This window comes from Rugamonas sp. FW305-51, assembly GCF_058786935.1.
Window position 1 is genome coordinate 12,412 of record NZ_JBYSZG010000051.1, and the last position, 19,603, is coordinate 32,014.

The 19,603-nt window shown below is 66.4% G+C and carries 15 protein-coding genes; 11 read left to right on the plus strand and 4 right to left on the minus strand.

Annotated elements, in window-relative coordinates; translation table 11 throughout:
- Positions 1-44: 44 nt before the first annotated feature.
- Complete coding sequence (locus tag AC3WOS_RS24450) at positions 45-305, minus strand: hypothetical protein (RefSeq protein ID WP_492719389.1); 261 nt, start codon at positions 303-305, stop codon at positions 45-47.
- Between AC3WOS_RS24450 and AC3WOS_RS24455 the strand changes: the two genes are divergently transcribed.
- The 7 genes from AC3WOS_RS24455 to AC3WOS_RS24485 all read left to right on the plus strand — a co-directional run bounded on the left by AC3WOS_RS24455 (position 304) and on the right by AC3WOS_RS24485 (position 10,259).
- Positions 304-2,247, plus strand: a complete 1,944-nt coding sequence (locus tag AC3WOS_RS24455; RefSeq protein ID WP_492719390.1) for a DUF1302 domain-containing protein — start codon at positions 304-306, stop codon at positions 2,245-2,247. The two genes, AC3WOS_RS24450 and AC3WOS_RS24455, sit on opposite strands and share 2 nt — an antisense overlap.
- Positions 2,248-2,261: 14 nt before the next feature.
- Positions 2,262-3,626 carry a DUF1329 domain-containing protein gene (locus AC3WOS_RS24460; protein ID WP_492719391.1) on the plus strand — a complete coding sequence of 455 codons (1,365 nt, stop codon included), beginning with the start codon at positions 2,262-2,264 and terminating at the stop codon, positions 3,624-3,626.
- A gap of 156 nt (positions 3,627-3,782) precedes the next feature.
- Complete coding sequence (locus tag AC3WOS_RS24465; RefSeq protein WP_492719392.1) at positions 3,783-4,862, plus strand: WD40/YVTN/BNR-like repeat-containing protein; 1,080 nt, start codon at positions 3,783-3,785, stop codon at positions 4,860-4,862.
- An 81-nt stretch (positions 4,863-4,943) separates the two neighbouring features.
- Complete coding sequence (locus AC3WOS_RS24470; protein ID WP_492719394.1) at positions 4,944-7,325, plus strand: efflux RND transporter permease subunit; 2,382 nt, start codon at positions 4,944-4,946, stop codon at positions 7,323-7,325.
- A gap of 14 nt (positions 7,326-7,339) precedes the next feature.
- Complete coding sequence (locus AC3WOS_RS24475) at positions 7,340-7,606, plus strand: recombinase family protein (RefSeq protein WP_492719395.1); 267 nt, start codon at positions 7,340-7,342, stop codon at positions 7,604-7,606.
- A gap of 20 nt (positions 7,607-7,626) precedes the next feature.
- Positions 7,627-9,261, plus strand: coding sequence for a 3-(methylthio)propionyl-CoA ligase (locus AC3WOS_RS24480; protein WP_492719397.1), 1,635 nt, complete (start codon positions 7,627-7,629; stop codon positions 9,259-9,261).
- A 101-nt stretch (positions 9,262-9,362) separates the two neighbouring features.
- Positions 9,363-10,259 (plus strand): recombination-associated protein RdgC, encoded by an 897-nt coding sequence (locus AC3WOS_RS24485; protein ID WP_492719398.1) that lies wholly within the window; start codon positions 9,363-9,365, stop codon positions 10,257-10,259.
- A gap of 67 nt (positions 10,260-10,326) precedes the next feature.
- On the opposite strand, the gene AC3WOS_RS24490 is transcribed toward AC3WOS_RS24485, so the two are convergent.
- Entirely contained in the window at positions 10,327-10,812 is a 486-nt protein-coding gene (locus AC3WOS_RS24490) for an asparaginase domain-containing protein (protein WP_492719400.1), read from the minus strand.
- Between the two features lie 151 nt (positions 10,813-10,963).
- Here AC3WOS_RS24490 and AC3WOS_RS24495 point away from each other — a divergent pair, with 151 nt between their 5' ends.
- Complete coding sequence (locus tag AC3WOS_RS24495) at positions 10,964-11,719, plus strand: L-asparaginase (RefSeq protein ID WP_492719402.1); 756 nt, start codon at positions 10,964-10,966, stop codon at positions 11,717-11,719.
- A 5-nt stretch (positions 11,720-11,724) separates the two neighbouring features.
- On the opposite strand, the gene AC3WOS_RS24500 is transcribed toward AC3WOS_RS24495, so the two are convergent.
- Positions 11,725-12,726, minus strand: coding sequence for a D-2-hydroxyacid dehydrogenase family protein (locus AC3WOS_RS24500; protein WP_492719403.1), 1,002 nt, complete (start codon positions 12,724-12,726; stop codon positions 11,725-11,727).
- Positions 12,727-13,099: 373 nt separating this feature from the next.
- Here AC3WOS_RS24500 and AC3WOS_RS24505 point away from each other — a divergent pair, with 373 nt between their 5' ends.
- The 3 genes from AC3WOS_RS24505 (at position 13,100) to AC3WOS_RS24515 (ending at position 16,548) form a co-directional block, all read left to right on the plus strand.
- Positions 13,100-14,953, plus strand: a complete 1,854-nt coding sequence (locus AC3WOS_RS24505) for a phosphoenolpyruvate carboxykinase (GTP) (protein ID WP_492719405.1) — start codon at positions 13,100-13,102, stop codon at positions 14,951-14,953.
- 175 nt (positions 14,954-15,128) lie between these two features.
- On the plus strand, positions 15,129-15,743 hold the full coding sequence (locus tag AC3WOS_RS24510) for a TetR/AcrR family transcriptional regulator (protein WP_492719407.1): 615 nt from the start codon (positions 15,129-15,131) through the stop codon (positions 15,741-15,743).
- A 193-nt stretch (positions 15,744-15,936) separates the two neighbouring features.
- Complete coding sequence (locus AC3WOS_RS24515) at positions 15,937-16,548, plus strand: 2-hydroxychromene-2-carboxylate isomerase (RefSeq protein WP_492719408.1); 612 nt, start codon at positions 15,937-15,939, stop codon at positions 16,546-16,548.
- A gap of 45 nt (positions 16,549-16,593) precedes the next feature.
- Here AC3WOS_RS24515 and uvrA read toward each other — a convergent pair whose 3' ends face one another.
- Entirely contained in the window at positions 16,594-19,446 is a 2,853-nt protein-coding gene (uvrA, locus tag AC3WOS_RS24520; RefSeq protein ID WP_492719410.1) for an excinuclease ABC subunit UvrA, read from the minus strand.
- Between the last annotated feature and the right edge of the window lie 157 nt (positions 19,447-19,603).

The window sequence follows — 19,603 nt, forward strand, 5'->3', positions numbered from 1 at the left end:
TGGACGATGGTCGCAGAATGCAATCAAGAGATCATCCATAGATCTCACGGCAGCGCAAACAAAAGCGGCACGACACGGGAGACACCACCATGCAGCGATACCACCAGCGACAGCGGCGCCGCGCGCCGACGGCGCGATCCCACCCGTAAGCCAGCCTCGATTTCCAGCATGCCCACGCGGCAGGATCCGTGCCGTCCGCGGCGCGCGCCCACCCGGCCCTGGCCTGGGCCGCCGTCCAGTTTTGCAGGTAGCAGTGGCAGTACCCAGCGGTACACATAACGATAACCAAGGAGATGGTGCAGCATGAAACAAACACAGCAGAAACAGGCCCTGGTCCTGCGCGCAACCGCCCTCGCGGCGGCCCTGTGCGCCATGGGCGCGGCGGGCGCGATGGAACTGGAGACCGGCAATCCCGACCTGGCCATCCGCTTCGACAACACGGTCAAGTACAACTACGCCAATCGCCTCGGCAGCCAGAACGCCAGCATCCTCAAGTCGGTCAACTCCGACGACGGCGACCGCAACTTCGACAAGGGCACGGTGTCGAACCGGATCGACCTGCTGAGCGAATTCGACTTCGTCTACCAGAAGAAGATGGGCTTTCGCGTCAGCGCTGCCGGCTGGGCCGACGGCGCCTACGGCCACCTGGACAACAACAACGTGGCGACGGAAAACCACCTGGGCGCGGACGGCAAGCCGGCGCTGGGCCTGTCGGATTACGCCAAACGCTATCACAAGGGCCCGTCGGGCGAGGTGCTGGACGCCTTCGTGTTCGCCGGTTTCGAGCTGGGTGACATGCCCGTCAACGTCAAGCTGGGCCAGCACACGCTGTATTGGGGCGAGAGCCTGCTGTCGGTGATCCACGGCGTCAACTACGGCCAGTCGGCCGTCGACCTGATCAAGGCCTACTCGGTGCCCAACACGGACGCCAAGGAACTGTTCCTGCCGCGCCAGGCCATCTCCACCCAGTTCTCGCCCACCACGGAACTGTCGTTCGCGGCCCAGTACTTCTTCAAGTGGAAGCCGGCCCGCCTGCCGGAATCGGGTTCCTACCTCGGTTTCTTCGACTTTGGCCTGCAGGGCGGACAATCGTTCATCCTGCCCGGCCTGGGCCGCGCCATGCGCGAGGCCGACCGCGAGCCCGATCACAAGGGCGATTTCGGCCTGGCCGCGCGCTGGAGCCCGGAGTGGCTGGACGGCACGCTGGGCTTCTACGGCCGCCGCACGGCCGACCTGCTGCCGCAAGTGAACTTCCGCCTGGCCGGGTTGCCGGCCGCCGCCTTAGGCCAAAGCAATCCGCTGGTGGCAGCCAACGCCCAGAAGGCGGCCGCGGCCGTCATCGCGGCCGGCGGCACGCCCGCCGCCGCCCAGGCGGCAGCCCAGCAAGCGGGCGCCGCCACGGCCCAGGCCGTGGGCAACGCCACCTGCACGGCCGCCATTCCCGGCGCCGCCGTGGTGGCCGGCAACTGCCTGTTCTACCCGGCCACGCTGGGCGGCACCAGCCGCTACCAGCTGGAATACGCGGGCGGCATCGACGTGTTCGGCATGAGCCTGTCCAAGAGCGTGGCGGGGGTGGCCATCGGCGCCGACCTCAGCTACCGGCGCGACATGCCGCTCAACAGCAGCCCGGCCGTCCTGATGCCGGTCGGCACCAATCCGGCCCTGATGGCTGGCCTGAACAGCATGCTGGGCGGGGCGCTGGTGGTGACGGCGGCCAACCAGCCCGGCCAGGGCCAGGTCAGCGGCACGCGCGGCGACACCGTGCACGGCGTGCTCAACGCGCTGGGCACGACGGCCAAGACGCCGCTGTTCGACGCCTCCAGCTGGATCGCCGAACTGACGTGGAACCGGGTGGCCAAGGTGACCCAGGGCGCCCAGTTCTACAAGGGCCGCGACAGCTACACGGGCATCGACAAGGTCAGCAAGGACTACTTCGGCATGGCGCTCAACTTCACCCCGACCTGGTTCCAGGTGCTGCCGGGCCTGGACCTGACCCTGCCGCTCAACTATTCGGTGGGCCTGTCGGGCAACTCGGGCGTGAACTCGGGCGGCAACAAGCACGCCGGCAACTACAGCGTCGGCCTGGGCTTCGACCTGTACCAGAAGTACCGCTTCGACGTGAAGTATGTGGACTTCTTCGGCCCGTTCGCGACGGACGCCAGCGGCGCCGTCACCTCGTACGCGGGCGTGACGCCCCTGCTCAAGGACCGCGGCTTTGTCGCACTGACCTTTAAAACCACTTTCTGATTTGGATGATGATGATGGCTACCCATAAACTGTTCAAACTCACCCTGATGGCGGCCGCCCTGTCGGCCGCCACCCTGGCCCACGCCAACGTCTCGCCGGACGAAGCCAAACAGCTGGGCACCACCCTGACCGCCGTCGGCGCGGAAAAGGCGGCCAGCAAGGATGGCGTGATCCCCGAGTACACGGGCGGCCTGACCAACGGCCCGGCCATCGCCAAGGGCGGCGGCATGCGCCCCGACCCGTATGCGGCCGATAAGCCGCGCCTGGTCATCACGGGCAAGAACCTGGCCGGCCAGGAAGACAAGCTGACGGCCGGCACGCGCGAACTGCTCAAGCGCTTCGCCACCTACCGGGTCGACGTGTATCCGACCCATCGCAGCTTCAACTATCCGAAGTTCGTGATCGACAACACGGCCAAGAACGCCGTCAACGCCAAGGCCACCGAAGGCGGCGTGGGCCTGGAAGGGGCGCTGGCCGGGGTGCCGTTCCCCATCCCCAAGAGCGGCTACGAAGTGATGTGGAACCACCTGCTGCGCTACCAGGGCCTGGCCAACTTCACCAAGTACGATTCGTGGAACGTGGACGCGTCGGGCGTGCCGACCCTGGCCACGACGGGCGAGATCTACCAGGAATTCCCGCTGTCGGACCCCAAGCGCACGGAACCGGCCAAGCAGAATGAAGTGTTCTTCCGCACCAAGCTGGCCTACGTGGCGCCGGCCCGCCGCGCCGGCGAAGGCTTGCTGGTGCTGGACGCCGTCAACCCCATGGTCCAGCCGCGCAAAGTGTGGCAGTACCTGCCCGGCCAGCGCCGCGTCAAGCTGGCGCCGGACGTGGCCTACGACACACCCAACCCCGGCTCGGCCGGCGCCTCGACCTATGACGATGCGTGGGTGTTCAATGGCGCCATGGACCGCTACGACTTCAAGCTGATCGGCAAGAAGGAAATGATCGTGCCGTACAACGCCTACAAGATCGGCTATCACAAGGTGGCGGCCGACATCACCAAGCCCAACCACGTCAATCCCGACCTGGTGCGCTGGGAAACCCACCGCGTGTGGGTGGTGGAGGCCACCCTCAAGCCGGGCAAGCGCCACATCTACAGCAAGCGCACGTTCTACATCGACGAGGACAGCTGGACCGCGCTGGCGTCGGACGAATACGATGCGCGCGGCCAGTTGTACCGCGCCTCGTTCGACCACATCAGCTTCAGCTGGGACGTGCAGGCCGGCCAGACGGGCAACCACATGATTTACGACTTCGTCAGCGGCGCCTACAACATCACGGGCGTATTCGGCATGCACGGCGGCATCAAGTACATCGAGCCGCTCAAGGCGTCGGAATGGACGGCCGAGGCGCTGGCCGGCGCCGGCGTGCGCTAAGCGAGGGCAGTAACGGCAATACGTAGCAAGAGTCAGGCACCAAGCACCGTGTTTCTCTTTGTCGCCGGCCGGAATCAGTTCGATCTCCGCCGGCCGGCGGCCTTTTTCGGCAGCCCTGCCTGTTTGCAGCTTCACCGATTTTTTTCAGTACCGAACATGAACGCACTCACCTGTTTCAAGCGCGGCCTGCTGGCTTACGTGGTCGCCACGGCTGCCATGGCCGTCGCCGCCACGCCCGCGCTGGCGGCCACCCAACCGTTCGCCGACCCGCTCGACACGCCGGCCGCGCGCAGCCCGCTGGCCGCGCGCGCCCTGATCAACGGGCTGGCGCAGGCCGGCAAGCGGCTGGTGGCCGTGGGCCAGCGCGGCCACATCGTCTACTCGGACGACGGCGGCAAGAACTGGACCCAGGCCGCCGTGCCGCTGGCCTCGGACCTGGTGGCCGTGCACTTCCCCACGCCGGAGCTGGGCTGGGCCGTGGGCCACGACGGCGTGGTGCTGCACAGCGTGGACGGCGGCGCCAGCTGGAGCAAGCAGCTCGACGGCCGCGCCGCCGCCTTTCTGCTCAACGAACAGGTGAGCAAGGACCCGCGCGCCACCGACGCCCAGCGCGCCGATGCCCAGCGCATGGTGCAGCAGGGGCCCGACAAACCCTTCCTCGACGTGTGGTTCGAGGACCGCAACAATGGCTACGTGGTGGGCGCCTTCAACCTGATCTTCCACACGGCCGACGGCGGCCGCACCTGGCAGAGCTGGGCCGACCGTACCGACAATCCCAGCGCCTTCCACCTGAACGCGATCCGCGCCGTGGGCGGTGATCTGTACATCGTGGGCGAGCAGGGCCTGGTGCTGCGCCTGAACCGCGAGCAGGGCCGCTTCCAGGCCCAGGCCACGCCCTATCGCGGCACCTATTTTGGCCTCGCGGGCCAGGGCGACGCGCTGCTGGTGTACGGCCTGCGCGGCAACGCCTATCGCAGTACGGACCGCGGCGCCAGCTGGAGCAAGGTGGAGACGGGCCTGCAGGTGGGCCTGACGGCATCGGCCCTGGCGCCGGACGGGCGCTTGCTGCTGGTCAGCCAGGCCGGCCAGGTGCTGGTCAGCACCGACGCCGGCGCCACCTTCGCACGCCTGCCCACGCCGCCGGGCGGCCCCGTGTCGGCCGCGCTGGCCGCCGACGGGCAACTGGTGCTGGGCGGTGTGCGCGGCCTGCGCCAGCAGCCGCTGGCGGCCCATTGAACTTTTAAACATCACAACACACAAGAGCCGCAGCGCAGCGCGCCAACGGCCATCAGCATCTTTGGAGAGACAGGAATGGATATGGGGATCAACCAACTAGACAGCATGCCGGTGGTACGCACGCTGGACCAGTTCGACCAGCGCTCGGGCAACCGGCTGGAACGCATGGTGTTCAACCACCGCGTGTGGTTCGTGGTGGTGTGCGCGCTGGTGACGCTGGCGCTGGCCTGGAGCGGCGTCACGCGGCTCAAGCTCAACGCCAGCTTCGAAAAAATGATGCCGCAGTCGCAGCCCTATATCCAGAACTACCTGGCCAACAAGGGCGCCTTGCGCGGCCTCGGTAACGCGGTGCGGGTGGTGGTGGAAAACCCCACCGGCGACATCTTCGACCCGCAATACCTGGAAGCGCTCAAGCGCGTCAACGACGAACTGTTCCTCACGCCCGGCGTGGACCGCGCGTGGATGAAGTCCATGTGGACCCCCACCGTGCGCTGGAACGAAGTGACGGAGGAAGGCTTCCAGGGCGGCCCCGTGATGCCAGACAGTTACGACGGCTCGGCGCGCAGCGTGGAACAGCTCAAGATCAACATCGCCCGCTCCGGCATCGTCGGCAGCCTGGTGGCGAACGACTTCAAGTCCACCATGATCTTCGTGCCGCTCTTGGACAAGGACCCGGCCACGGGCAAGATGATTGACTACTCAACGTTTTCGACTGCGCTCGACAGGCAGATGCAGGCCGCCGAAAAGGGCCCGTTCAAGGTGCGGCTGCACACGGTGGGCTTCGCCAAGCTGATCGGCGAACTGCTGGCCGGCATGATGAAGGTGGTGCTGTACTTCGGCGCCGCCGCCGCCATCGCCACCGCCGTCATCTACGGCTACACGCGCTGCGTGCGTTCCACCGCGCTGGTGGTGGCCTGCTCCATCGTGGCCGTGGTGTGGCAACTGGGCCTGGTGGCTGCGCTCGGATTTGAACTGGACCCGTTCTCGATCCTGGTGCCGTTCCTGGTGTTCGCCATCGGCGTCTCGCACGGGGCCCAGAAGATGAACGGCATCATGCAGGACGTGGGCCGCGGCACCCACCTGCTGGTGGCGGCCCGCTATACCTTCCGCCGCCTGTTCCTGGCCGGCCTGACGGCGCTGCTGGCCGACGCCGTGGGCTTTGCCGTGCTGATGGTGATCGACATCCCCGTCATCAAGGACCTGGCCATGACGGCCTCGCTGGGCGTGGCCGTGCTGATCTTCACCAACCTGCTGCTGTTGCCAGTGCTGCTGTCGTATGTGGGCGTATCGAAGGCGGCCGCGCGCCGCTGCCTGCGCGAGGAAGCCACCCTGACCCAGCACGGCGTCTGGCATCTGCTGGAGCGCTTCACGGAACGCCGATGGGCCATAGGCGCCATCGCCGTGGCGCTGGTGCTGGCCGTGGGCGGCTTCATCGTCAGCACGGGCCTGAAGATCGGCGACCTCGATCCGGGCGCGCCCGAGCTGCGCGCCGAGTCGCGCTACAACCGCGACAACGGCTACATCACGGCCCACTATTCGCTCTCGTCCGACCAGTTCGCCGTGATGGTCAAGACGCCCAAGGAAGGCTGCCTCAAATACGAAACCCTGGTCGAGGCGGACCGCCTGGCGTGGACCCTGCAGCAGATCCCCGGCGTGCAGACCACCGTGTCGCTGGTGGACGCCGTGCGCCAGGTGACGGCCGGCAGTTCCGAGGGCAGCCCGAAATGGCTGACCATCTCGCGCAACCAGGATGTGCTCAACTACGGCGCCCAGCAGGCGTCCGTCAACAACCCCGACCTGTTCAACGGCGACTGCTCGCTCATGCCCGTGATCGCCTACCTGTCCGACCACAAGGCCGAGACGCTGGAACGGGTGACGGCCGCCGCCGCCGCCTTCGCCGCCGCCCACAGCGGCAACGATCGCCAGTTCCTGCTGGCCGCCGGCAGCGCCGGCATCGAAGCGGCCACCAACATCGTGGTGCGCGAAGCGAACCACAAGATGCTGCTGTATGTGTATGCGGCCGTGATCGTGCTGTGCTTCCTCACCTTCCGCAGCTGGCGCGCGGTGCTGGTGGCCGTGCTGCCGCTGGTGCTGACCTCCATCCTGTGCGAAGCGCTGATGGTCATGCTGGGCATGGGCGTCAAGGTGGCCACCTTGCCCGTGATCGCGCTTGGCGTGGGCATCGGCGTCGATTACGCGCTGTACCTGCTGTCGGTGCAGCTGGCGCAGCAACGCCAGGGCGACACGCTGGCCGAAGCCTACCGCCACGCGCTGCAATTCACCGGCAAGGTAGTGGCGCTGGTGGGCGTGACGCTGGCCGCCGGCGTGGTGTGCTGGGCCTGGTCGCCCATCAAGTTCCAGGCCGACATGGGCATCCTGCTCACGTTCATGTTCACGCTCAATATGCTGGGCGCGCTGATGCTGGTGCCGGCGCTGTCGCACTTCCTGCTGCGGAAAGTGTAAGCGGCCCGCGTTCCATGTCCCAGCTTGCGCCGCCCGACGCCGCCATCCGCGCCGAAATCCTGGCGCTGCGGGCGGCCGGCGCGGCCTTCCACCAGATCGCCGCGCGCCTGAACGGGCGCGGCCTCAAGGGCCAGAACGGCGGACGCTGGTATGCCGCCTCCGTGCGGCGCGCCGTGCTGGCGCCGGCCATGGCCGACCACGTGCCGCACCGCTGCACTGCGCGCTGCCGCCAGCGGCGCCGGCCCTGCCCGTTGGCCCTGCAGGATCAATCTCACTCATAGTTCGTTTTCAGGAGAAGTACATGCTCGGATTAATGCAACACCAGTCGCTGCTGGTCTCGTCGCTGATTGAACACGCCGCCAGCAACCACCCGCAGGCGGAAATCATCTCCCGTACGTCCGAGGGACCGGTGCACCGCACCAGCTACGGCCAGGTGCACCAGCGCGCCTGCCAGATGGCCAATGTGCTGACCCGCCTCGGCGTGCAGCAGGGCGAGCGCGTGGGCACGCTGGCCTGGAACGGCTACCGTCACATGGAGCTGTACTACGCCGTGTCGGGCATGGGCGCCGTGCTGCACACGATCAATCCGCGCCTGTTCAAGGAGCAGATCGAGTACATCGTCAACCATGCGGAAGACCAGTACCTGTTCTTCGACATCGGCTTCGCGGCCCTGGTGGCCGAGCTGGCGCCGCAGCTGCCCACCGTCAAGGCCTTCATCGCCATGACGGACCGGGCCCACATGCCGCAGCTCGACATCCCGCGCCTGCAGTGCTACGAAGAGCTGCTGGACGGCGCCGCCCCCGCGTTCGCCTGGCCCGAGCTGGACGAGAACACCGCCGCCTCGCTGTGCTACACCTCCGGTACCACGGGCCACCCCAAGGGCGTGCTGTATTCGCACCGCTCCACCGTGCTCCATTCGATGGCCGCCTGCAGCGCCGACGGCCTGGCCCTGTCGGGCGGCGATTCGGCCCTGGTGGTGGTGCCCATGTTCCACGTGAACGCCTGGGGCATGCCCTATTCGGGCGCCATGTGCGGCGCCAAGCTGGTGCTGCCCGGCCCCGGGCTGGACGGCAAGAGCATCTATGAACTGATGCGCGACGAGCGCGTGACGATGGCGCTGGGCGTGCCCACCGTGTGGCTGATGCTGTTCCGCCATGTGGACACGGCCGGCGTCGACCCGCGCCGCGAACTGTGCCTGCAGCGCTGCGTGATCGGCGGCTCGGCGGCCGCCGTATCCATGATCGAACGGTTCGAGGACGGCTTCGGCGCCACCGTGATGCACGCCTGGGGCATGACGGAGATGTCGCCATTGGGCACCGTGTGCAAGCTGCTGCCCAAGCACGCGGCGCTGCCGCTGGAGGCGCGCCGCAAGCTGCAGTCCAAGCAGGGCCGCACCCTGTTCGGCGTGACCATGAAGATCACGGACGACGAGGGCCACAGCCTGCCGCGCGACGGCAAGGCCTTCGGCCACCTGCTGGTCAAGGGGCCGTGGATCGTGTCGTCCTACTTCCGCGGCGAAGGGGGCCGGCAGCTCGACGCCGACGGCTTTTTCGACACGGGCGACGTGGCCACCATCGATGCCGACGGCTACATGCACATCACGGACCGCGCCAAGGACGTGATCAAGTCGGGCGGCGAGTGGATTTCGTCGATCGACCTGGAGAACGCGGCCGTGGGCCACCCGGCCGTGGCCGAGGCGGCCGTGATCGGCATCGCCCACCCCAAGTGGCAGGAGCGTCCGCTGCTGGTGGTGGTGCGCAAGGCCGGCCACGAGGTCACGCGCGAGGACTTGCTGGCCTATCTGGGCGGGCGGGTGGCCAAGTGGTGGCTGCCGGACGATGTCGCCTTCGTCGAGGACTTGCCGCACACGGCCACCGGCAAACTGCAGAAGATGAAGCTGCGCGAGCAGTTCAAGGACTACCGCCTGCCGGCTTGAATTGTGTTGCCGTGCGCGCCGGTGCGAATCCCGGCGCGGCGGGGGCGCGAGCGTGTAAAATGTCGTTCCCCTGGCAACACTGAAACAAGGCAAATACTCTTATGTGGTTCAAGAATCTTCAGATTTACCGTCTGCCCGCCCCTTGGGCGTACACCCCGGAACAACTGGAAGCAGCGCTGGCGCCCCATTCCTTTGTGCCTGCCAGCAGCAACGAACTGCTGCGCCAGGGTTGGGACCGTCCCCGTCCGAACGGCGGCCTGGTGCACGTGGTCAACAAGCAGATGCTGATCCTGCTGGGCACGGAAAAGAAACTGCTGCCATCGTCCGTCATCAACCAGGTGGCCAAGGCCCGCGCGGCCGAGATGGAAGAAGCGCAAGGTTTCGCGCCCGGCAAGAAAGCCATGAAGGAACTGAAGGAGCGCGTGGCCGACGAACTGCTGCCGCGCGCCTTCTCCATCCGCGGCAATGTGTGGACGTGGATCGACCCCGTCAACGGCTGGCTGGTGGTGGACGCGGCCAGCCCGGCCAAGGCTGACGAAGTGATCAAGCTGCTGCTGAAGGCGGTCGACAAGCTGCCGCTGGAGAGCCTGCGCGTGCAGCGCTCGCCGGTGGGCGTGATGACGGAATGGCTGCAGGCGGACGACGCCCCGGCCGGCTTCACGGTCGACATGGACACGGAACTGCGCGCCACGGGCGAGAGCAAGGCCGCCGTGCGCTACGTGCGCCACACGCTGGAAGCGGACGAAGTGCGGCGCCACATCGCGGCCGGCAAGCAGTGCACCCGCCTGGCCATGACGTGGGACAGCAAGATTTCCTTCGTGCTCACGGAATCGCTGGCCATCAAGGGCATCAAGCCGCTGGACGTGATCAGCGAAAAGGAATCGTCGACCCGCAACGACGACGAGCGTTTCGACGGCGACTTCATGCTGATGACGGGCGAGCTGAGCAAGCTGCTGGCCGACGTGGTCGAGGCGCTGGGCGGCGAAGCCAAGGCTTAAGCCCGGCCCGCACCATCCCCATGCCGCACCGGAGACCACGGTGCGGCATTTTTTTTTGAGGATTTGCTTACAGCGGCTGGAACACGCCGGCGGCGCGGTTCTTCTGCACGTTGTCCCAGGCGAAGATCTGGCCGTTCATGGCCACGTACACGCCCGGCGCCAGGGTCTGCGCCACGCCGCAGGCGAAGCCCAGGTTGAACAGGGCGTCCGAATTGGCGATTTCGTAGGGGATCATGGCGCCCGTCAGGACGATGGTCTGGCCCAGCTTGGCCGGCCCCAGCACGGCCGCCGTCTGCGGCATGGTGTCGGTGCCGTGGATGATGACGATGGCCCGCTCGGGCGCCGCCTGGCACGCGGCCAGGATGCGGGCGCGGTCGGCGTCCACCATGTCGAGTGAATCCATGAGCGGCAGTTGCTCCAGTGCCACGTCCACCGTCAGGCGGCAGCGCGCCAGCAGGGCCGGCACGTGGCTGTCGCCGAAGCCCAGTTTACCGTTCAGTTCATCGTAATGCTTGTCGAAAGTGCCGCCGGTGGCGAGGATGCGCAAGGTCATGGTGGGAAAATCCTCTACAGTGAAATGAGGCGCATCATAACGCGAAACGGCCCGCGCCCCCAGCCCGCCGCGCGCCGTTACGAGGGACTGGAAAGTCGGGCATACTGTGACTACACTGGTTTCTTTGTCCGTCTTTAGCTTGCCCGCCGTCATGAAAACCGTCGCTCCCGGCACCGTCATCTTCCACCGCTACCGCGGCTACGGCGTTATCACGACCGTCAACCTGTTGACGGGCTGGATCAGCGCCCGCTTCGGCAGCGAGGCCCGCACGCTGGACTTGAACCTGTCCACCGACGAGGTGCAGTTCGCCGACGGCGAAGCCATCCTGTTCCGCCGCGCCCCGCCCGACCGCATGCCCCACGCGCGCCTGATGGCGCTGGTGCGCGCCCTGCACCAGGCCGGCTACCAGCGGCTGTACCTGTATTCCTGGCCCAAGCCGTCCGGGCTGCACTGGCGCTGGCATTTGTTCACGGGCCAGCGCGACTGGATGCAGCGGCCGTGGCGCGAAGGCTGGTACGGCTCGGGCGCCGATTACAACGTCAACCCCGTGATGGGCTGGGGCGACTCGCCGGGCGCCTCCACGGACGAGCTGGTCCACGCCCTGGCCCGCTTCGATCCCCAGGGACTGGCCCAGGCCCTGGGCCGCGACGAGGACCACACGGCCTGGTTCGCCGCCGTGTGCGACGCCTTGCTGCCCGGCTATATGTACAGCCTGGACATGCAGCGCCCGGCCCACGGCCCGCTGCAGGACATGCCGCCCGTGCCCGTGGTGCCGGTGCGGGCCACGCTGGCGCCCTACACGGGGCCGGCGCTGCCGTGGCCGCCCGGCTGGGCCGGCCTGTGGAGCAAGGTCCACGCGCTGCCCACCCCCGCCATCGACCTGACTGGCCTGCCCGCAATCCGCTAGCGGCCTCAGCCCGCCTGCACGTACTGCAGGTAGTCCGGGTTGAGGATCTTGTCGCAGCGGCCGGCCGCGAAATCGACCACGTTCTGGAAGGCATGGCGGAAATACAGCTCGTAGCTGTCCTTTTCCACATAGCCCAGGTGGGGCGTGGCCAGCACCACCGGCATGCGCAGCAGCGGATGGCTGGCCGGCAGCGGCTCGTCCGTGTACACGTCCAGCGCCGCGTAGCCGGGCCGGCCCTGGGGCAGGGCCAGTTCCAGCGCTTCCGGCTGCACCAGTTCGGCCCGGCTGGTGTTGACGAACAGGGCGCTTTTCTTCATGCGGGCCAGGTCGTCGGCCGTGACGATGCCGCGGGTGGCGTCGTTCAGGCGCAAATGCAGGCTCAACACGTCGGCCTGCTCGAAGAACGCTTGCCGGCTGGCGGCCGCCTGGTTGCCGTCGCGCACGGCCGCCTCGCGGCTGGCCTGGCTGCCCCACACCAGCACCTGCATGCCGAACGCGCGGCCGTAGCCGGCCACCAGCTGGCCGATCTTGCCGTAACCCCAGATGGCCAGCGTGCGGCCCTTGAGCGTCGTGCCCAGCGTGTTCAGGGCCGGGTTGATGGAGGCCGTCTGCCACAGGCCGTCCTTGAGGTTGCTGGCATAGGGCACGATCTTGCGCGCGGCGGCCATGATCAGGGCCCACGTCAGTTCGGCCGGCGCCGTGGGCGAACCGACCCCTTCCGCGATGGCGATGCCGTGCTCGGTGGCCGCGTCCACGTTGACGTGGCCGGCCACCTTGCCGGTCTGGGAGATCAGCTTCAAGTTGGGCAGTTTGGACAGCAGGGCCCGGTTCAACACGGTGCGTTCGCGGATCAGCACCAGGGCGTCGAACGGCGCCAGGCGGATCGCCAGCTGGCCTAATCCGCGCGCCGAATTGTTGAAGATTTTGACATCATGACCGTCCAGGAGCTTGAAGCATTCCAGGCTTGGAGTAGCATTCTGGTAATCGTCGAGAATTGCAATTTTCATGGGAGTTGCCAGATTTTGTGGTGGATTTCGTAGCGAAATAACAGGTTTATTAATTTCCGGAATAGCTTACTACTTTACTCAACAATTTCTCCTACATTTATGTCGGAAAGCGGGGTGGACAGGTGTACAATCGCCCACAATTTTTCAGGCTCGACCACCGAGCCTGCGCAATACGTTCCATCAGCCCAGGCACATGATTGGGCTGCGTGTCCCGCCGGCGCGGGGTGCGCGACATGACCGCCGTACCGCCGGAGCATAGCCCCATCTCGCCATGCCTCCCGGGCGCAAGGCGCGCGCTACCAGCGTGCGCGGCTGACGACGATCCTGCCTGCCGGGACAAGACCAGAATTCTTTTATTGGCATTGGAGGTACTATGAATCAGCCCGTTATGGGTGGCGTTGCAGCACTGAACGTCCCAGCTTACATCAAGCAGCAAAAACTGATCAATTGGGTGGCCGATATCGCCGCCCTGACCAAACCGGATCGTATCTACTGGTGCGACGGTTCGCAAGAAGAATACGACCGCCTGTGCGGCGAGATGGTGGCAGCGGGCACCATGAAACGGCTGAGCCAGGACAAGCGTCCCAACTCTTACCTGGCCTGCTCCGACCCGAGCGACGTGGCGCGGGTGGAAGACCGCACCTTCATCTGCTCGGCCACCAAGGAAGAAGCCGGCCCTACCAACAACTGGACGGAACCGGGCGAAATGCGCGGCACCCTGAACGGCCTGTTCGACGGCTGCATGACGGGCCGCACCATGTATGTGGTGCCGTTCTCGATGGGCCCGCTCGGTTCGCCGATCGCCCACATCGGCGTCGAACTGTCCGACTCGGCCTATGTGGCCGTCAACATGAAAGTGATGACCCGCATGGGCCGCGCCGTGTACGACGTGCTGGGCGAAGACGGCCCCTTCGTGCCGTGCGTGCACAGCGTGGGCGCCCCCCTCAAGGCTGGCCAGAAGGATGTGGCGTGGCCCTGCAACGCCACCAAATACATCGTGCACTTCCCTGAGACGCGCGAAATCTGGTCCTACGGTTCCGGTTACGGCGGCAACGCGCTGCTGGGCAAGAAATGCTTCGCGCTGCGCATCGCCTCCAACATGGGCCACAAGGAAGCCAAGGCCGGCGGTCACGGCTGGCTGGCCGAGCACATGCTGATCCTGGGTGTGGAATCGCCGGAAGGCAAGAAGCACTATGTGGCGGCTGCCTTCCCGTCCGCCTGCGGCAAGACCAACTTCTCGATGATGATCCCGCCGGCCACCTTCAAGGGCTGGAAAGTGACCACCATCGGCGACGACATCGCCTGGATCAAACCGGGCGCCGACGGCCGCCTGTACGCCATCAACCCGGAAGCGGGCTACTTCGGCGTAGCGCCCGGCACCAACACCAAGACCAACTCGAACTGCATGGCCTGCCTGAACGAGAACACCATCTTCACCAACGTCGCCCTGACCGACGACGGCGACGTGTGGTGGGAAGGCTTGACCAAGGAAGCGCCAGCGCACCTGATCGACTGGCAGGGCAAGGACTGGACGCCGGCCTCCGGCACCAAGGCCGCCCACCCGAACGCCCGCTTCACCGTGGCCTCGACCCAGAACCCCGTGATCGACCCGGCCTGGGACGATCCGGCCGGCGTGCCGATCTCGGCCTTCATCTTCGGCGGCCGCCGCTCGACCACCGTGCCGCTGGTGACGGAAGCGCGCAACTGGATCGAAGGCGTGTACATGGCTGCCACCATGGGCTCGGAAACGACGGCCGCCGCCGCCGGCCAGATGGGCGTCGTGCGCCGCGACCCGTTCGCCATGCTGCCGTTCATGGGCTACAACATGAGCGACTACTTCCAGCACTGGCTGGACATGGGCGCCAAGCTGGGCGCGGCCGCACCGAAGATCTACTGCGTCAACTGGTTCCGCACCGACGAGCAGGGCCATTTCGTGTGGCCCGGCTTCGGCGACAACATGCGCGTGCTGAAGTGGATGCTGGAGCGTCTGGAAGGCCAGGCCGGCGGCGTCGAAAACCTGTTCGGCATGACCCCGCGCTATGGCGACATTCACTGGGACGGCCTGCCGTTCACGCCGGAAGAGTTCGAGACCATCACCTCGATCGACAAGGACGCCTGGCGCGAAGAACTGAAGCTGCACGCCGAACTGTTCGAGAAGCTGGCCTACCATCTGCCGCAAGAGCTGAAGGACAACATGGCCAAGCTGGAACAGCGCCTGAACGGCTGAGCCGGCGGCTGACGGGGCGGCGACCGGCCCAGCGCTGGCCTGATGGCTAGCGCAACGGACCCGGCGCCCGGCCCGGCAGCCTGACCAAGCCGAGGAAGAACGCGCCCACGTGGCGCGTTTTTCATTTTTCTTTCATTCCTCGCCAATTTCGCACAGGTGTGCTAAAGTGCTTTCCATGGACACCCTGACCGCCAAGAGCGAAGCCACCTATGCCGCCATCATCGTGGCCGCCTGCGAGATGGCGGCCGGCGAAGGCATAGGCAAGCTGTCGCTGGGCGAGATCGCCAAGCGCACCGGCATCAGCAAGAGCGGCGTGTTTTCCCGTGTCGGTTCGCTGGAAGCGTTGCAGGAGGCGGTACTGGACGAATACGACCGCCGCTTCACGGCCGCCGTGCTGCTGCCCACGCTGCAATTGCCGCGCGGCCTGCCCCGTTTGACGGCCCAGGTGGGCAACTGGATGCGCCGCGTGTGCGACGGCGAAGTGCGGCATTCCTGCCTGTACACGGCCGGCGCCTTCGAATTCGACGACCAGCCCGGTCCCGTGCGCGACCGGCTGGCCAAGGGCGCGCTGGTGTGGCGGGCGTCGCTGCGCAAGACCATAGGCCAGGCCATCGAAGCGGGCCAGTTGCGGCCCGACACGGACCCCGAACAGCTGGTGTACGAGATCTACAGCCTGATCGTGGGCTTGCTGCACGACACCCGTTTCCTGCATGACGACACGGCGCTGCGCCACGCCCAGCGCGCCTTCAACCGGCTGATATCCACCTACAAGAGCTTCAACGAGGTGTAGCCGGCGGGCCGGGGTGGCGCCCGGCCGTTTTTTTTGCTTTAATTTCGCACAGGTGTGCGAAAAAGGAGGCTGATATGAGTATCTGGCTGTTGCTTGTCCCCGTGGCGCTCTACCTGGCCTGGCCCACTGGCCTGGTGGCGCTGCTGCGTTCCCTTCCCGATAGTAATGACGACTTTCATATAGGAGGCTGACCATGAGCAGTGACATCGAGTTCTACTTTGACTTTATTTCGCCCTATGCCTATCTGGCGGCCACCCGCATCGAGCGGCTGGCCGCCGCCCACGGGCGCCGGGTGCGCTGGAAGCCGGTGCTGTTGACGGCCCTGAGCCAGGCGGCAGGCACCCAGCTGGCGCCGTTCGTGCCCTTGAAGTGGCGGTATGTGCAGCACGACCTGGAACGCAGCGCGCGGCTGGCGGGCATTCCCTACCGCTTGCCGGACGGCTTCCCCAGGTTGTTGCTGGCGCCGGGGCGCGCCATGATGTGGCTGGCCGCCAACCATGACGAGGACACGGCGGCCTCGTTTGCCCGCACCTGTTTCAGTGCCTACTTCGGGGACGGGGTCGATATCGGGGACAGGGAAGTGCTGGCCGGGATCGCCGGCGCGCTCGGTGTGCAGCGCGAGGCGCTGCTGGCCGGGATGGAGGATGAGGCCGTCAAGGCCGCGTTCAAGCAGGCCAGCGCGGACGCGGTGGACAGGGGCGTGTTCGGCGTGCCGTTCATGATCGCGGACGGCGAGCCGTTCTGGGGCTTTGACCGGCTGGCGCAGCTGGAGGCGAAACTGGGTTCAGTAGGCAGGGGCGCTTGAGGTGTCGGCTGGCGGCCTGGAGACAGGCCCGCCAGCCCTTGACCCTTATTTGCTGTTGAGCAGCGGCTGCAGATACTTGCCCGTCACGCTGGCCGGGTTGGCAGCCACCTCTTCCGGCGTGCCGCTGGCGATGATCTGGCCGCCGCCGGCGCCCCCTTCCGGTCCCAGGTCCACGATCCAGTCCGCCGTCTTGATGACGTCCAGGTTGTGCTCGATGATGACGAGCGAGTTGCCCTGGTCGCGCAGGCGGTGGATCACCTTCAGCAGCAGGTCGATGTCGTGGAAATGCAGGCCCGTGGTCGGTTCGTCCAGGATGTACAGGGTGCGCCCCGTGTCGCGCTTGGACAGTTCCAGCGACAGCTTGACGCGCTGCGCCTCGCCGCCCGACAAGGTGGTGGCGCTCTGGCCCAGCTTGATGTAACCGAGGCCCACGTCCAGCAGCGTGTGCAGCTTGCGCGCGATCAGCGGCACCGGCTTGAAGAACTCGTGCGCGTCCTCCACCGTCATGTCGAGGATTTCCGTGATGCTCTTGCCCTTGTAGTGCACTTCCAGCGTTTCGCGGTTGTAGCGCTTGCCGTGGCAGACGTCGCACGGCACGTACACGTCGGGCAGGAAGTGCATCTCGACCTTGATTACGCCATCGCCCTGGCACGCTTCGCAGCGTCCGCCCTTGACGTTGAACGAGAAGCGGCCCGCGCTGTAGCCCCGTTCCTTGGCCATGGGCACGGTGGCGAACAGGTCGCGGATGGGCGTGAACAGGCCCGTGTAGGTGGCCGGGTTGGAGCGGGGCGTGCGGCCGATGGGCGCCTGGTCGACGGCGATCACCTTGTCGAAGTGCTCCAGGCCGCTGATGCTGTCGTGCGGCGACGGTTCCGTCTGCGAACCGTACAGGTGGCGCGACAGGGCCGGGTACAGCGTGTCGTTGATCAGCGACGACTTGCCGGAACCGGACACGCCCGTCACGCACGTCATCAGGCCCACGGGCAGGTTCAGCGTGACGCCTTTCAGGTTGTTGCCGGTGGCACCCGTGATGACCAGCTGGCGGTCCGGATCGGCCACGTGGCGCTTGGCCGGCACGGCGATCTGCAGCGTGCCGTTCAGGTACTGGGCCGTGAGCGATTGCTTGTTCTTCAGGATGTCCTTCAGCGTGCCCTGGGCGATCACGTCGCCGCCATGCACGCCGGCGCCCTTGCCCATGTCGACGATGAAGTCGGCGGTACGGATGGCGTCTTCGTCATGCTCGACCACCAGCACGCTGTTGCCGATGTCGCGCAAGTGCTTGAGGGTCTCGATCAGGCGGTCGTTGTCGCGCTGGTGCAGGCCGATGGACGGTTCGTCGAGCACGTACATCACGCCCGTCAGGCCGGAACCGATCTGCGACGCCAGGCGGATGCGCTGGGCTTCGCCGCCGGACAGGGTGTCGGCGCTGCGGTCCAGCGACAGGTAGTCCAGGCCCACGTTGTTGAGGAACTTCAGGCGCGACACGATTTCCTTGACGACGCGGTCGGCGATGTCCTTCTTGGCGCCTTTCAGTTTCAGCTGCTCGAAGAAGGTCAGGGTGTCACGCAGCGGCTTTTCCGCGATCTCGTAGATGGCTTTTTCCTGCTTGCCGGTGCCGACCTTGACGTAGCGCGCTTCCACCCGCAGGCGCGCGCCGTGGCAGGACGGGCACTGCTTCTCGTTGATGAACTTGGCCAGTTCTTCCTTGACGGCCATCGAGTCCGTTTCGCGGTAGCGGCGCGCCAGGTTGGTGACCACGCCTTCGAACGTGTGTTCCTTGATGACGGTGCGGCCGCGCTCGTTGACGTAGGCGAACGGGATCTGCTGCTTGCCCGAGCCGTGCAAGATCACTTGCTGGGCCGGGGCCGGCAGCTGCTCGAACGGCTGGTCGAGGTCGAACTCGTAGTAGGCCGCCAGGTTGGACAGCATCTGGAAGTAGAACTGGTTGCGCCGGTCCCAGCCCTTGACGGCGCCCGACGCCAGCGACAGGTTGGGGAAGGCGACGATGCGCTTGGGGTCGAAGAATTCGATATGGCCCAGGCCGTCGCACTCGGGGCAGGCGCCCATCGGGTTGTTGAACGAGAACAGGCGCGGTTCCAGCTCCTGCAGCGAATAGCCGCACACATTGCAGGCGAACTTGTTGGAATAGACGTGCTCCTTGCCGGTATCCATTTCCAGCGCCACGGCGCGGCCGTCGGCCAGGCGCAGCGCCGTCTCGAAGCTTTCCGCCAGCCGCTGCTTGAGCTCGGCATTGACCTTGACCCGGTCCACCACCACGTCGATGGTGTGCTTTTCCGTCTTCTTCAGCTTGGGCAGATTCTCCACTTCATGGATCTTGGCGTCGTGCGTGCCGCTCTGGACGCGAAAGCGCACAAAGCCCTGGGCCTGCATCTGCTCGAACAGGTCGGCGTGCTCGCCCTTGCGGTTGGCCACCACGGGCGCGAGGATCATCAGCTTGGTGCCTTCGGGCATGGCCAGCACGGCATCGACCATCTGCGACACGGACTGGGCCGCCAGCGGATTTTCCGGGTGGTCGGGGCAGTAGGGCGTGCCCACGCGCGCGTACAGCAGGCGCAGGTAGTCGTGGATTTCCGTCACCGTGCCCACGGTGGAGCGCGGGTTGTGGGACGTGGCCTTCTGTTCGATGGAGATGGCCGGCGACAGGCCCTCGATCAAGTCCACGTCCGGCTTTTCCATCAGTTGCAGGAACTGGCGCGCGTAGGCCGACAGCGATTCCACATAGCGGCGCTGGCCCTCGGCGTACAGCGTGTCGAACGCGAGCGAAGACTTGCCCGAGCCGGACAGGCCGGTAATGACGATCAGCTTGTTGCGCGGCAGGTCGAGATTGATGTTCTTGAGGTTGTGCGTACGGGCGCCGCGGATGCGGATCTGTTCCATTATCGTGCCTTGCTTTCAGTAAGTGGTGCGGGCCGGCGCGCGTCCGGGTCCGGAACTAACGGGTCAACCTAGTACTATAGCCGGGTTTCCGCCGGCGCGTGGCCGCGCCCCTGCCGGCCGCGGCGGCGCGGACCTGGGCGCAAGCTGCGGCGGAATT

What these genes read in the sequence shown, in the direction of transcription:
- AC3WOS_RS24465 (WP_492719392.1), top strand. Translation starts at nt 3,783, where the DNA reads ATGAACGCACTCACCTGTTTCAAGCGCGGCCTGCTGGCTTACGTGGTC.
- AC3WOS_RS24455 (WP_492719390.1), top strand. Translation starts at nt 304, where the DNA reads ATGAAACAAACACAGCAGAAACAGGCCCTGGTCCTGCGCGCAACCGCC.
- AC3WOS_RS24480 (WP_492719397.1), top strand. Translation starts at nt 7,627, where the DNA reads ATGCTCGGATTAATGCAACACCAGTCGCTGCTGGTCTCGTCGCTGATT.
- AC3WOS_RS24500 (WP_492719403.1), bottom strand. Translation starts at nt 12,726, where the DNA reads ATGAAAATTGCAATTCTCGACGATTACCAGAATGCTACTCCAAGCCTG.
- AC3WOS_RS24495 (WP_492719402.1), top strand. Translation starts at nt 10,964, where the DNA reads ATGAAAACCGTCGCTCCCGGCACCGTCATCTTCCACCGCTACCGCGGC.
- AC3WOS_RS24485 (WP_492719398.1), top strand. Translation starts at nt 9,363, where the DNA reads ATGTGGTTCAAGAATCTTCAGATTTACCGTCTGCCCGCCCCTTGGGCG.
- AC3WOS_RS24475 (WP_492719395.1), top strand. Translation starts at nt 7,340, where the DNA reads ATGTCCCAGCTTGCGCCGCCCGACGCCGCCATCCGCGCCGAAATCCTG.
- uvrA (WP_492719410.1), bottom strand. Translation starts at nt 19,446, where the DNA reads ATGGAACAGATCCGCATCCGCGGCGCCCGTACGCACAACCTCAAGAAC.
- AC3WOS_RS24515 (WP_492719408.1), top strand. Translation starts at nt 15,937, where the DNA reads ATGAGCAGTGACATCGAGTTCTACTTTGACTTTATTTCGCCCTATGCC.
- AC3WOS_RS24490 (WP_492719400.1), bottom strand. Translation starts at nt 10,812, where the DNA reads ATGACCTTGCGCATCCTCGCCACCGGCGGCACTTTCGACAAGCATTAC.
- AC3WOS_RS24505 (WP_492719405.1), top strand. Translation starts at nt 13,100, where the DNA reads ATGAATCAGCCCGTTATGGGTGGCGTTGCAGCACTGAACGTCCCAGCT.
- AC3WOS_RS24460 (WP_492719391.1), top strand. Translation starts at nt 2,262, where the DNA reads ATGGCTACCCATAAACTGTTCAAACTCACCCTGATGGCGGCCGCCCTG.
- AC3WOS_RS24450 (WP_492719389.1), bottom strand. Translation starts at nt 305, where the DNA reads ATGCTGCACCATCTCCTTGGTTATCGTTATGTGTACCGCTGGGTACTG.
- AC3WOS_RS24510 (WP_492719407.1), top strand. Translation starts at nt 15,129, where the DNA reads ATGGACACCCTGACCGCCAAGAGCGAAGCCACCTATGCCGCCATCATC.
- AC3WOS_RS24470 (WP_492719394.1), top strand. Translation starts at nt 4,944, where the DNA reads ATGGGGATCAACCAACTAGACAGCATGCCGGTGGTACGCACGCTGGAC.